Here is a 13,491-nt window from a genome sequence, read left to right as displayed (position 1 = left end):
CGGATACCCGCACCGGACCCTTTGAGGAGGTCATTCGAAGATCTAAGGTGGGGAAACCGCGAGCACCGTTGTGACGGGGAACCGCCCGGGCCCCCGGTACACTGCTCAGCCCAATGGAATGAATATGTTTGTTGTTCTGAACATAGTCTTTACAGTTATTTGTGAGATAATGTAACTGAATGGACTTGGAGATGTCAAGCTTTGTGCGGGCGGGGGTGGTCAGGGGGTGTCAGCGTCGCACGATCCGGGCAAGAAGACAGCGTCCGCCGGGGAATCCGCTGACAGGGTCGAGACACGCGTCGTCGGTGAGCACATTCGCGTTGGCTTCATCCCAACCGTGAGACATGGAGATAACACCGGCGAGTATTGACGGAGTCCGCTTTGCCCTGACCTCGATGCTCCCTCTTAATGTCTCGACGAGGACCATGTCGCCATCCTTCACCCCGAGACTTTCCGCTGTGGAAGGATGGATCTCGACGTACGGCTCCGGGACGCGGGTCCGCAGCGAGGCGACATTGCGGAAGCGGGAATGGAGGTATTCGAGCCTTCGGGCGCCCGTTGTGAGCACAAGGGGGAACCGGGACGCGACATCCGGGGTCGAAAGGGGGCTCTCGGCGGGTTCGGCATAGGTGGGGACCGGGTCGTAATCGTGGCGCCTGAGCAGGCCCGAATAGATCTCGACCTTGCCTGAATCCGTATTGAAGCCTTCCTTTTCGTATTTCTTCGCTGTCCAGCGGTGATAGGGGTAACCTTCCGGCATGTCTCTCAGGTCATCACAGGTGAGTTCCAGGGCCTTCAGCCTGAAGGTGATGGCCTCTTCCTCCGTCCTCCAGGGAAAAGAATCCGAATGGCCCATGCGGACCGCGATCTCTCTCCATATTTCCCAGTGTGTGGGCAATCCCCCGTCATTGCATATCTTCGGGGCGAGCCCGATACGGGGTTCGAGGGAGATATGGGAACTCTCCCACAGCTCATGGCCCCCGAGAAAGGACGCGCAGGGGAGGACGAGATGAGCCGCGCGTGCCGTTGCCGTCATGACAGGATCGATCACGGCCAGGAATTCAAGCCTTGACAGCGCCTCCCGGACCCGGCCTGAATTGGGCCAGGTGAGCACGGGGTTGCTTCCGGCCACGACGAGGCCCTTCAAAGGATAGGGTTTTTCCTCCAGGATGGCCCGAGCGTAAAGATTTGCCTGCGCGTTTCGCGAGACCTTGTGGAACAACGGGTATTCATCGGCACCGATAGCCTGTTTCACTCCGCTGCCCGGCATCAGTTGCAGGTCCGACAGCGGTGCCTCATTGAGGAAGACGGCCCCGCCGGCGATATCGAGATTGCCTGTGATAGCCTGAAGAGCGGCGATGCCGCGGGCGGCCTGAAAACCGTTTGTGCTCAGTTCAACAGCCACGCCCAGGGATATGCAGGCGGCCGGTGCCGACGCGTAAAGCCGGGCCGCCTTTCGTACCCGTCCCGCCGGTATGCCCGTGATCCTCTCCACCTCCTCCGGCGGATAGGCATCAACAGCGTGACAAAGAGCGTCAAAACCGACCGTCCATCTTTCGACAAAGTCCTTGTCGTAGAGGTGTTCCTGGACTATCAGGTGAAGAAGGCTCAGAGCCAGGGCGCCGTCCGTGCCCGGCCTTACCTGGAGATGCAGGTCCGCCTTTTCGGCGAGAGGCGTCCTTCTCGGGTCTATGACGATGAGCGCGCATCCCCGTTTTCTTGCCTCGGCGATCTCGTTGACGAAAGAAGGGGCGGATGAACCCGGGTTCTTCCCCCACAGGACGATGCATTTGCTCCGCGCGTAATCACCGATCGGCATCTTGCCGAAGGTGACCATGTTGGCCATTGATTTTGATTCGTAGCAATGGCTGCCGCAGGTCGAGAAATTGGGTGTGCCGTAGAGGGCGCAGAAGCGTTCGGCGTAGGGCAGAAATTCCTTCCCCACTCCCGCGTGTCCCACGTGGACCGCCAGTGCCTCGGGGCCGTATTTCCTTCGTATTCCGTCCAGCTTTTCCGAAAGGACCGCGAAGGCCTCCTCCCACGATACCTCTTCCCAGGCGCCGGGCCCCACCTTCCTGACCGGGTGCCGCAGCCGGTCAGGCGTTCTGAACATTTCCGGCAGGGCGCGTCCCTTGGGACAGATATGTCCCCTGCTTACCGGGTGGTCGTGATCGCCTTCAATGGCGGAGAGCTGCCCGTTCTCCAGTTTGAGCATCATTCCGCACGTGCCGCTGCAGATACCGCAGACGGTGCGGTTACCGGTGAATTCCTCCGGCCCTTCGTCGGCGGACCCGGGAATCGGCTGGTCTGAATATGTCATCACTCGTCGTTCCTTTTGTTGGCACTCTGCTGGGACTCGCGGGCGTAGCCCGCCGTGTCCGGTTTTTTCTTCAACGTTATCGAGTAGATGCCTCCCGGTTCCTCGGCGACCTCAATCGAACACCCCGTGTGCCTGGCCAGGACCCGAATGTTCTCCAGAGATTCCCGGGTGTCCACGATGATCGTGGTCTCGTCATTGAGTTCGATGGATCGCCTGGCAAGGAGGACCGGCTCAGCGCAACCCAGACCTTTCGCGTCTATGTATTCGGACATGTGCTGCAAACCCCTGATGGCCTTTCAGCCGGCAACCGGGCTGTTTTCCCCTGCGCCTTCCTTTCCCTTTCTGACTATGGCCCTCTTCTCTTCGGGAAGAGGCGGTGGAACGGGTTTGCCCACGAGCTTCGTCACGGCGCCGAATTTGGACGGACAGGCCGTAAGGCACGTCCCGCACCGGATGCATTTGTCCTGATCGATCACGTGGACCTGGCTCTTCGCGCTGATGATCGCGTCCGCCGGGCATCTCCGGGCGCAGGTCATGCAGGCCTGACATCTGTCCGGATCGATCCAGTACGATGGTGCCTCCCGGATAAGGCTCTCTATCTCCTCGGAGGTGTAGAGCTTCGTGTAATCCTCGTTTATGTCGTGGAGGGCGAGCTTCTTCATTTTCTCCAGCTTTATATAGGGGACGAGTTTCGCGATCCTCTCGATCCGCGCGTTGAGTTCCGCCGTCTCCAGCCCCTCGCTCTTTCCGAGAGGCCCCAATTCCTCTATCTCCCGGGCGAACTCGTTCATGATGTTGGCAAAGCGGATGCCCTCGCCTGCGGAGACCCATTCGAGGCGCAGTCTCTTCGGGTTTATGCCGATGTGTTCGAGGAGCTTCCTGCAGAGGTTCACCATGCTCATGGCGTCGTAATTCCCCTCGGGATTATAATGGCAGTCGTTTATGTGGCAGCCGCCGACGAACATCCCGTCCACTCCGTTCGCGAAAGCGAGGAGTATGTGCTTGAGGTCGACCCTTCCGGAGCACATCACCCGTATCAATCGTATGTACGTGGGGTATTGAAAACGGGAGACCCCACAAAGGTCCGCCCCGCCATAGCAGCACCAGTTGCATATGATACCCAGCATCTTCGGTTTGAATTGGCCTTCTGAACTCATCCTCTCTTACCTCCCTGATCTCTTATCCTGTATTCCAGCGGTACGCTGATATGCGCTGTTAGGCATTGCCGACCGCCGCATCTTTCTGTTCCACGATGTCGCCCTTGTGGAGCCCCGCGAGTATCTGGCTGAAGATCTCCTCGTCGGTGTAATGCTTGAGCTGGATGGCACCCGTCGGGCACTTCGAGTTGCACAGGCCGCATCCCTTGCAGAGAACGGGAATGACCTCGGCCTTTCGTCCCTGCTTTGTCTCGCGAAGCTCGATGGCGTTGTACGTGCAGGCCGGCGCGCAGGCGCCGCATCCCATGCACTGCTTTTCGTTGACGGCGCAGACAGAGCCGGAGGCCACCACGGTATCGTTCGCGAGAAGCGTCAGGGCCCGCCCCGCCGCCCCGTAAGCCTGGCTTATCGCCTCGGACATGAGCTTGGGGTAATGCGCGGTCCCGCAGAGATAGACCCCCTCCGCGGCAAAATCGACGGGCCTTAACTTCACGTGGGCCTCCTGGCAGAAGCCGTCGGGTCCGAGGGCAACCTTGAAAAGCTTGGACACGTCCTGGCTTTCCGCCGAGGGGATAATGGCGGCAGCCAGCACGACAAGGTCGGCGTCGATCTCGATCCCTTTCCCGAGGACATAGTCCGGGGCCGTCACCTTGAGTACGTCCCGGCCGTCCTCCGCCTTGCCGGGTTCCACGAGCGGCTTGTTATCGGGCTCGTAGCGGATGAACCTGACGCCTTTCCCCGCCGCTTCCCTGTAATAGTCCTCCTTGAACCCGTATGTCCGCATGTCCCGGAAGAGGACGCAGACGTCCATGTCCGGGTTTCTTTCCTTCAGGAGAAGGGCGTTTTTGATGGACTCGCTGCAGCATATCCTGCTGCAGTAGTTGCGCTCCTCGTTGCGGCAGCCGACGCACTGTATCATGACCGCGCTCTTCGCGCCGAGGACCTTTTCGTCTCCAGCGGCGATCTTTTCCTCCAGTTCCAGGTGGTTCATCACCCTGTCGTCTTTCCCGTAGAGGTATTCCGTCGGAGTGTAGAGGTCGGCGCCTATCGCGATGACGGTGGCACCATGCTTTATCTCGACGGTCCCGCGGCTCGACTCTATCTTCGTCTGGAAGTTGCCGACGTAGCCCGTTGCCTCCGGAATGGTGGCACCGGTGTAAACGTGTATCATGGGGTGGCTGTAGACCTTTGCCACAAGGTCTTTAAGGAACGCCTGGACGTCGAGCCCCTCGAGGGTGTAGTGGAGCTTGCGCACCATCCCGCCCAACTCCTTTTCCTTCTCCACCAGCCAGACCTCGTGACCCTGCTTCGCGATGGACAGGGCGCTCGTCATGCCCGAGATCCCGCCGCCCATCACAAGGGCCCTCTTGTCGACGGGCAGGTCGAACTCCTGAAGGGGCTCAAGGTGGCAGGACCTCGCCACGGACATCCTGATGATGTCCTTCGCCTTCTGCGTGGCCGCCTCCTTTTCCTTCGAATGGACCCAGGAGCAATGCTCCCTGATGTTCGCCATGTCATAGTAGTACTGGTTGATCCCCGCCTCGCGCAGGGTGTCCCTGAAGAGAGGCTCGTGCGTCCTCGGGGTGCAGGCGGCAACGATGACCCTGTTGAGACCCCGCCCCTCGATATCCTTCGCGAGCATCGCCGCGGCCTCGGTGGAACAGATGAAAAGACTTTCCTCGGCGTGGACCACATTGGGGAGTGAGAGGGAGTATGCCACCGTTTCGGGCACGTTCACTATCCTTCCGATGTTGGCTCCGCAGTGGCACACGTAGACCCCTATCCTCGGCTCCTCACCGGAGACGTCCCTTTCCTCGGGATAGACCCTCTCTTTCGAGAGGTTGCCCCGCCTGTAGGAGAGGATCTCCCCGCAGAGAGAACCGGCACCGCTCGCGCTCAGGACCGATTCGGGTATGTCCATGGGCCCCTGGAAGGCGCCGCTGACGAATATCCCCGGGCGGGTCGTCAGGAGCGGATTGGCAGGATCTATCTTGCAGAATCCGTGGGAGTTGAGCTCGATGCCGAAGGCGTCCGCGATGCCCTTGAGATTGGCGGGCGGCGCGAGCCCGACGGAGAGCACCACCATGTCGAACTCCTCTTCCTTCACCCCGTCGTCAGGGGTCGAATACCGTACGGTCACGTTCTTCGTCACCGGGTCTTCGCGCTCTATGGAGACATAGCTCCTGATGAACCGGACGCCGGGGAGGTTCTCCGTCCTCTGGTAGAAGCGCTCGAAGTCCTTGCCGTACGAACGGATGTCGTTGTGGAATATGGTGCACCTGGCGCCGTCGTCATGGTCCTTCGTGAGGATGACCTGCTTCTGGGTGTAGGTGCAGCACACCGCAGAGCAGTAGCTGTTGCCCCCTTCGGTGACCTGCCGGGAGCCCACGCAGTGTATCCACGCTATGTTGTGCGGGTGCTTCCTGTCGGAGGCCCGCAGTATCTCCCCCTCGTAGGGCCCTGTGGCGCACAGGAGCCTTTCGTAGTCGAGGGCGTTGACGACGTTCACGAAGTCGCCGTAGTGGTATTCCTCCCTGAGGCGGGCGTCGAAGGGCTCGATGCCCGGCGACAGGATGATGGCCCCCACCTTTATCTCCACCCTTTCCGGCTTCTGATCGAAGTCTATCGCGTGCGTCTTGCAGGCCGCCTCGCAGATGCGGCACTTGCCTTCCTTGAGATAGAGGCAGCTGTCGTCCACGTAGGTCACCAGCGGGATCGCCTGCGCGAAGTAGATGTGGATGGCCTTGTTGTTCGAGATACCCTGGTTGAACTGGTCGGGGTACTTGACGGGACAGTATTCCACGCACACCGTGCAGCCGGTGCATTTGGTCTCGTCCACGTATCGCGGTTTCTTCACGACGGTCACCGTGAAATCGCCCGCTTCCCCCTCGACCTTCTCCACCTCGGAGTAGGTCAGCATCTCTATGTTGGGATGTCTCTTGCATTCGACGAACTTGGGGGATTCGATGCACATGGAGCAGTCGTTGGTGGGGAATGTCTTGTCGAGATGTGCCATCTTGCCGCCGACGGTGGGCGATTTCTCCACGAAGTAGACCTTGAATCCGGCGGTGCCGAGGTCAAGCGCGGCCTGTATGCCGCTGATGCCGCCGCCGACGATCATGACATCACCGAAGTTGCCCTGCTGGAGATTTTTGCGAAGATGACCCTTGGCCTGTTCCGTTTCCATAACCTCTTTTTCCACTCTTGTCACCTCGTCCAATTATTCAGTGCCCGAAAGATTCCGGTTCTGTTCCAAAAATAGTCTGGTCGGCACGCCTCGGCATTGGATCCCGGGAAGAGAAAGGGCACATGTTCGATCCCTTCATCACGCCTTCTGGACATTCACGGCGCATGCCTTGTACTCAGGTGTCTTTGTCACAACGTCATAAGCGTTGTTGGTAAGCCAGTTGCAGTTGCCATCGCGGTAGTGGAACGTCATCCACACCATGCCTTTCGGTATCATGTCCGTGACGCGCGCCGGCACGGTGACTTTTCCGCGTCTTGATTCCACGATAACCATGTCTCCGTCTGATATGCCCTTCTCTCTCGCGTCATCGATGGAGATATCAGCGGTCTCACGGCTGTAGATGAAATCCATGCCGCTTCTCCCGGTCTGGGTCCTCGTGTGATACTGGGAAAGCCTTCTGCCGGTGCTCAAGACAAAGGGGTAATCCCTGTCGGGGACCTCTTCCGGAGGAGTCCATTCGATGCCCTTGAGGATCCCTTTACCGTGTGTGAATTGACCGTCCCTGTGAACGATCGTGGTGCCGGGGTGGTCTTCGTTGGGGCATGGCCACTGAAGTCCGTCCTTTTCGATCCGGGAGAACGTGATGCCGCCAAACATCGGGCACAGGACAGCGAGCTCGTTGTCGCAGATCTCCCGCCCACTGCCGGACGCCCAGTCATGCCCCATCTTCCTCGCCGTTTCCTTGAATATCCACCAGTTCGGTTTCGCGATGCCGGGAGGGCTCTTGATCGTCCTGACCATACTCACCCGCCTCTCCAGGCTTGTGAAGGTTCCTTCGTCTTCACACCAGGAAGCGGACGGCAGGATAACGTGGGCAAATCTGGTCGTCTCGTTGGGAAAGACGTCCTGAACAACGAGAAATTCCGCGGAACTCAGGCACTTTTCGGCGTGTGCGATGTTTGGTTCAGCATTGGCCAGGTTTTCCCCGAATACCCAGAGTGCCCGTATCTTCTTCGTGAGCAGTCCCTCCATCATGGCAGGTATCACCAGCCCCGGCTTATCGGGGAGGTTCTTGACGCCCCAGGCTTTCACGAACTTCTCCCTGTTCTCCGGTACGGTCACGCTCTGATACCCGGGAAAGACATTCGGCAGTGCGCCCATGTCGCAGGCGCCCTGCACGTTGTTCTGTCCGCGCAGCGGGTTCACACCACCGAATTCGACCCCCATGTTCCCGAGCAGCATTTGAAGGTTCGCGCAGCTCATCACATTGTTCGTGCCGCAGGAGTGTTCCGTTATCCCGAGCGTGTAGATCAGCATCATCGGTTTGGTGGCCGCCATTTCCCGGGCTATCCGGACTATTTCCTCCGCGGGCACTCCGGATATCTCGGCCGCTTTCTCCGGAGGGTAGTCCATGACAGTTTTCTTGAGGTCTTCAAACCCTGTGCAATGGTTTTCCACGAACTTCCTGTCATACAGGTCCTCGTTGATGAGCACGTTCATGATGCCGTTGAGGAAGGCCACGTCGGAGCCGACCTTGATCTGCGCGAATATGTCGGCGCGTTTCGCGAGCTCATGCTTGCGCGGATCGGCAACGATGAGTTTCGCTCCCTTCGAGACCGCTTCCTTGACATAATAGGAGGCAACAGGGTGGGCTTCCGTCATGTTCGTTCCGATGAGGAAGAACATCTTCGCGTTCTTGTACTCGATGATGGAGTTGGTGCCGGCCCCCGACCCGAAGGACGCGGCAAGGCCGGCGACCGTCGGTGCGTGACAGACCCGGGCGCAGTGGTCGATGTTGTTTGTCTGAAAGACGGCCCTGAACAGTTTTTGCATATTGTAGGAATCTTCGTTGATGCTTCGCGCGCAGCTGACACCCGCAACTGCATCGGGACCGGATTCCTCAATTATCCTGGTGAACTTGCTCGCTATGAGATCAAGGGCTTCGTCCCAGGAGGCCTCCCGGAATTGCCCGTTGTCTTCGCGGATGAGCGGTGTGGTGAGCCTGTCCCCGGAGTAGATAAAATCGTAGCCGAAACGGCCCTTGACGCACAGGCGGCCCTGGTTCGGCAGGCCGTCCTCGACGCCGGTCACCCTCACTATCCGTTCTCCCTTGACATGAAGGTCAAGCTGGCAGCCGACACCACAGTACGGGCAGGTCGTGCGGACCTTGTGGGTCTCGTAGGTACGCCCCAGACCAGTTGCCTTCCTTTCTGTTAAAGCCCCCACGGGGCAGACCTGCACGCATTGTCCGCAGAAAACGCAATTGCTTTCCTGCAGAGGCGTGTCGTAGGCGGTGGCGATCTTGGTGTCGAACCCGCGATTGATGGTTTTGATGGCCTCTATCCCCTGGAGCTCCTTGCAGACACGGACGCATCTCAAGCAGAGGATGCACTTGTTGTAATCACGTATTATGAAAGGATTGGAGATGTCGATGGGATGGCTATACCTTTCCCCGTTCATCCGGGACGGGTCGACCTTCAGTTCGTACGCCAGGTCCTGCAGGGTGCAATTGCCCATCTTTTCGCACGTCATGCAGTCCAGCGGATGGCACGATACCAAAAGCTCAACAATGAAACGGCGGGCGCTCAAGACGCGCTCGCTGTCGGTTTTCACCACCATTCCCGAAGTTACAGGAGTCGAGCAGGAAGCTGCCAGGTTTCGCTGGCCTTCGACCTCCACCACGCAGATCCGGCAGGCGCCGGTTGGGGCCAGACCCTCCAGATGGCACAGGGTCGGGATGTAAAACCCGTTGGCTCTGGCTACATCGAGGATCGTCTGACCTTCATCGCCTTCACAAACCTTCCCGTTGATCGTAATCTCCATCAATAATCCCTCCCTTATCTCATTACGAGTGCTCGGTTCACCACAAGCCCGGAGTGCCGCGTTTCCCCGGCCGGCCCTGTGCTCCCGGAAGCGGGGGAACACGCTGTTCGGGCACAACCCGGAATCGTAGAAAGCGCATCATGGATACTGAGATCAAGAACCAAGACCGGCCTCGCTGGCAGGCGGTTTGGCATGAAGACCTCCCCTAAAACAAAAGATCCGGCCGCAGACTCCTGCGCCGGACCCCGGGAGAGGCAGATCGTGAGGTTAAGGCGGAGAAACTGCGAACACGGTCACAACGGGAAACCACCCGGGCTCCCGATATGTTCCTCAACCTGATTGCGGAAGTATATATGCTATCCTGTACATATTCCTCATACCTTTTTGAATAATAGCTAATCTAACTTAATCCCCTCCGAAAGTCAAACGCAACAGGGAAAAGACCGCTTGAGCCGCTTGAACCGAGAGAAGACAGCTTGAGCCGCTTGAACCGAGAAAAGATGGTTTGAACCGCTTGAGCCGAGTAGGGGCAGGAGATTCAAGAACGTTTTCCATTGAAGAAGAAGTCTCCAACTCTCAACAGGTCGTCGATAAAGCCGGGATGACGACGTAACACAGACCGGCCCGGGACCCCACCGCCATTTTTCTATCTTCTGTTTGTAACGCTCAAGCGGTTCAAGCTGTTCAAGCGGTTCTAACGGTCTTCTCAGTACCTGTCATACCACCAGATAATGTCGAAGGCCTCGTTGCGGACCCTGCTGAGGATGTGGGGTTTGTTCTCGCGCATGTATCGGCGGGCCTGTTCGGCCAAGGATGGCGGGAGGTTGGCGAGGAGATAGCGTTCCTCGACGACGGATATGGCGGGGCCGCCGGTCGCGGGCTGTCCGCCGTGCGCCGCCCGGGAGTGCATGTAGACGAAGTCGTCGTAATGATGGTGGGGGATGAAGGGGAAGAACTTTTCCTTCAAACCGCCGCGCGCGCGGTACGCGATGTCGACGTTCTCGACGTATCCCTGCCTTTCTTCGGCGGCGAGCACCTTGCCGAGCTGGTCCCCGTCGGCCCCGTCTTCCGTGAGGATGGCGAACATCGTGTCCCTGTGGACGAGGCACCGGTAGTACTCGGTGGCGGTGAGGATCCCGCGGATCATAAAGGATGCCTCCGTGAGAGACCTGAGCTCCTCGAAGGCTGCGACGATCCCGCGGGCGAGTTCCAGCGCCTGCCCTCCGGGCGGCAGGGAGACACGCCCCGCGTGCCTTACGATGAGGCCCCGCTGTGCCAGGGTGTTCAAGGCCTCTTCGAGCCTCCCGGGGTCATCCGCGGCAAGCTCGATGGACGACTCCTCCATCCCCTCGGGGTTCTCGATAAGGGCCGCCATGATCGCGGGGATCGCGGGCATGGAAAGGAGCATCTCGAAGGTGCTCACCGGTTGCGCAACCTCGGATGTTCCGCTATGATATTAGAATCAGTGACGCTCATGGTCCTTACCTTCTCACATACGAAGACAGCCGAACTGATGGAAGGTTATCACCCTTCTTCCGTGTTCCACCAATTAAGATACGCTATTCTCGAGAGGATGAAAAGTGGCGAGGACGTCATCCCCCTCATTCAGGGTCGCGCCGAGGCGAAGGAAGACGTGATACGGGCGATTCTTTCGAGGGCGCACCCCTATCTCATCTCCGAGGAGGGCACGGGGAAGACGCGGCTCGTCCGGTCGATCGTGGACCTCCTGCCGCCCGTGCCGCGCATCGCGGGCTGTCCCTACAATGACGACCCGGCCTGGGGCAGACGGAAGCTCTGCCCGCGCTGCGCCTCCGTGGCCGACCCGGTGAAGGAGTTCGGCGTCGAGTGGGTGACGGGCGCGGAGCGTTTCTCCCGTGTCCAGGGGAACGAGTACACCAACGAGGCGAAGCTCCTCGGCCTCAAGGACATCCAGGCGATAGCCTCGGGGATGAGCCCCGACGATCCCCGGACGTTCACCGGCACGGGTGTCTTCCGCGCCAACAGGGGGCTTCTCTTCGTCGATGAGCTGCCCGCCATCAGGACGAAGGTGCAGGTCCTGCTCCACCCCATCCTGGAAGAGCAGAAGACGATTCTCGAGGAGTATGGCTGGGAGTATCCCCTCGACCTCTGCGTCGTGGCGACGGGGAACCCCGAGGGTTTCTCCCACGTCAACGAGGTGCCGAGGCCGCTCATCGACAGACTCGAGACGATCTATCTCGACCTCCCCGAAGAGGACGTGGAGCTGGGCATCATGACGGGCAGGGTGTCCCGCCGCGGGAATCCCGATCCTGTTCCTGAAGCGCCCCGGTTTTCCTTCGACATGCCGCCGGAGGATTCGGCGAAGCGCGATACCTTTGCCCCCTGGTGGCTTCTCACCCTCATCAACAGGTCCGTGAGGCAGAGCAGGATGTGCCGGTGGCTCGAGCGCAGTTCGAGCATACGGGGAACGACACACTCCCTCGACCACACGTACTCCACGGCACTGATGCGCGGCTCGCAGGTGGCCTCCATGGGGGATGCCGCGCGGGGCGTCAAGCTCGCCCTTCGGGGCAGGATGCACCTCAGGCAGGACCTCGTCGAGCCGGAGGACCCCGGTGAGACCTTCCGCAGGGTCGACGAGCTCTCCGATGACCTCCTGCGGACGGCGCTCATCTCCATGGCGGAGGAGATGACCCCGTCATGGATGGTGCCCGAGGCCGTGCGGGAACTGACGGACATCATTCCCCTTCCGCGTAGCCGCTGGGCGGACAGGATAGCGCAGAGCGCCCCGGCCGTCCGCGACATCATCGGGCAGCTCGAGAGGGCGGGCGCGCGGACGGACGGCGGCAGGGCCTTCCCGGACGACGCAATGCTCATCAAGCTCGCGGGGCGGAAGAAGGGGGTCCACAGGGAATACCTCGGCGCCTGCGCCGAATTCATCGCCAACATCCTCATCGCCAACGGTTCGCTCACCGCACCCGCGGGGGCGGACATCCACGTGCCGCGCGAGGTCTCCTGGGCCAAGGGACGTTCATGAACCATCGGCAGCTCTGCAACCTGTGCGTCCGCTCCGACGACAGCCTGGAGAGGATGCTCTATGACATGGCCCACACGCATACCAGGGATATAGGGACACTCGCGAGCCTCAGCCGCCACCAGGCGGAGGGTTTCTTCGAAAAGGTGCGGGATGCCGCCAGCCGGCGGAAGGAGGCGCGGAGGCAGTCGTCCCAAGAGGACCTCAGGAGCCTTTCCCGCATGCGGGACAACCTCTTTGACGACCTTCTCGGCGAGCTCTCCCGGGGAGGAGGAGCCGGGGGGCTCATCGACGGCTACCTCAACGACACCTCCCGTCACGCACTGGAGGAGCGGGTGGCCCACGAGGACATGGCGCGGGAATACGTAGAGGAAAGGGACGTGATGGAGGCCCTTTCCGCCTTCATCGACGCGCGGCTCATCGACGTCCTCAATGGCACCTGCCGCCTGACCCCGAGAGGCTGCAGGCGGCTTGCGGGCCACATCCTGAGGAGGATCATGGAGACCGTGCGCCCAGGCCCCTCGGGACCGAACCCCACCGGGGACGAAGGGTTCGGCACGAGCGAGGGCTTCGTCACGCGCAGGTACGAGTTCGGCGACGAGTTCGCGCGGATAGACACGCAGGCGACGCTCCTTGCCGCCCTGGAAAGAAGGCCCGGCACCTGCCCCGTCCGCTTCGAGGAGAAGGATGTCCGCGTCCGCGAGACCGTTGTCATGTCCCGCATAGTGAATGGCCTTATCATCGACGCAAGCGGGAGCATGGAAGGTGACAAGCTCCACGCCGCGATGGACATCTCGCTCGCCCTGACGGAGCTCATCGGCCGGAGCGCCCGGGACACCCTGAAGATCTACGTCTTCTCCAGCTCCGTCGAAGAGGTCCCCTACTGGGAGATACCGAACCGCAGGTTCTCGGGCACCATCACCGACATGCGGGGCGCCCTCAAGAAATTCAGGACGCGGACGCAGTCATTCCGCGGCGACAAGCAGGCCTA

Annotated in this window: 8 protein-coding genes; 2 read left to right on the top strand and 6 right to left on the bottom strand. The window is 60.2% G+C overall.

Translation table 11 applies throughout. The annotated features are described in order from the left end of the window. Positions 1 to 229 precede the first annotated feature (229 nt). The 6 genes from GXX82_02245 to GXX82_02220 all read right to left on the bottom strand — a co-directional run bounded on the left by GXX82_02245 (position 230) and on the right by GXX82_02220 (position 10,910). Entirely contained in the window at positions 230 to 2,320 is a 2,091-nt protein-coding gene (locus GXX82_02245; protein ID NLT21848.1) for a molybdopterin-dependent oxidoreductase, read from the bottom strand. Next, a complete protein-coding gene (locus GXX82_02240) occupies positions 2,320 to 2,592 on the bottom strand; it encodes a preprotein translocase subunit TatB (GenBank protein ID NLT21847.1) in 273 nt (90 codons plus the stop codon). The genes GXX82_02245 and GXX82_02240 overlap by 1 nt, the downstream gene beginning before the upstream one ends. Positions 2,593 to 2,616: 24 nt before the next feature. After that, positions 2,617 to 3,477: a hydrogenase iron-sulfur subunit gene (locus tag GXX82_02235; GenBank protein NLT21846.1), complete on the bottom strand. Its 861-nt coding sequence runs from the start codon at positions 3,475 to 3,477 to the stop codon at positions 2,617 to 2,619. A 58-nt stretch (positions 3,478 to 3,535) separates the two neighbouring features. Then, a complete protein-coding gene (locus GXX82_02230; GenBank protein ID NLT21845.1) occupies positions 3,536 to 6,664 on the bottom strand; it encodes a CoB--CoM heterodisulfide reductase iron-sulfur subunit A family protein in 3,129 nt (1,042 codons plus the stop codon). Between the two features lie 138 nt (positions 6,665 to 6,802). Then, complete coding sequence (gene fdhF, locus GXX82_02225) at positions 6,803 to 9,487, bottom strand: formate dehydrogenase subunit alpha (protein ID NLT21844.1); 2,685 nt, start codon at positions 9,485 to 9,487, stop codon at positions 6,803 to 6,805. 706 nt (positions 9,488 to 10,193) lie between these two features. Then, on the bottom strand, positions 10,194 to 10,910 hold the full coding sequence (locus tag GXX82_02220) for a hypothetical protein (protein ID NLT21843.1): 717 nt from the start codon (positions 10,908 to 10,910) through the stop codon (positions 10,194 to 10,196). A 27-nt stretch (positions 10,911 to 10,937) separates the two neighbouring features. On the opposite strand from GXX82_02220, the gene GXX82_02215 reads away from it, so the two are divergent. Then, complete coding sequence (locus tag GXX82_02215) at positions 10,938 to 12,503, top strand: AAA domain-containing protein (GenBank protein ID NLT21842.1); 1,566 nt, start codon at positions 10,938 to 10,940, stop codon at positions 12,501 to 12,503. After that, positions 12,500 to 13,491 (top strand): hypothetical protein (locus tag GXX82_02210; protein ID NLT21841.1); only part of this gene is annotated, 992 nt, incomplete at its 3' end. The genes GXX82_02215 and GXX82_02210, both read left to right, overlap by 4 nt.

This window comes from Syntrophorhabdus sp. (genome assembly GCA_012719415.1).
Taxonomy (GTDB): domain Bacteria; phylum Desulfobacterota; class Syntrophorhabdia; order Syntrophorhabdales; family Syntrophorhabdaceae; genus Delta-02.
This window is presented reverse-complemented; position numbering and strand designations above follow the sequence as displayed.

Coding starts and splice junctions, on each gene's coding strand:
- GXX82_02215 (NLT21842.1), top strand. CDS start 10,938: ATGATATTAGAATCAGTGACGCTCATGGTCCTTACCTTCTCACATACG.
- GXX82_02240 (NLT21847.1), bottom strand. CDS start 2,592: ATGTCCGAATACATAGACGCGAAAGGTCTGGGTTGCGCTGAGCCGGTC.
- GXX82_02245 (NLT21848.1), bottom strand. CDS start 2,320: ATGACATATTCAGACCAGCCGATTCCCGGGTCCGCCGACGAAGGGCCG.
- fdhF (NLT21844.1), bottom strand. CDS start 9,487: ATGGAGATTACGATCAACGGGAAGGTTTGTGAAGGCGATGAAGGTCAG.
- GXX82_02230 (NLT21845.1), bottom strand. CDS start 6,664: ATGGAAACGGAACAGGCCAAGGGTCATCTTCGCAAAAATCTCCAGCAG.
- GXX82_02235 (NLT21846.1), bottom strand. CDS start 3,477: ATGAGTTCAGAAGGCCAATTCAAACCGAAGATGCTGGGTATCATATGC.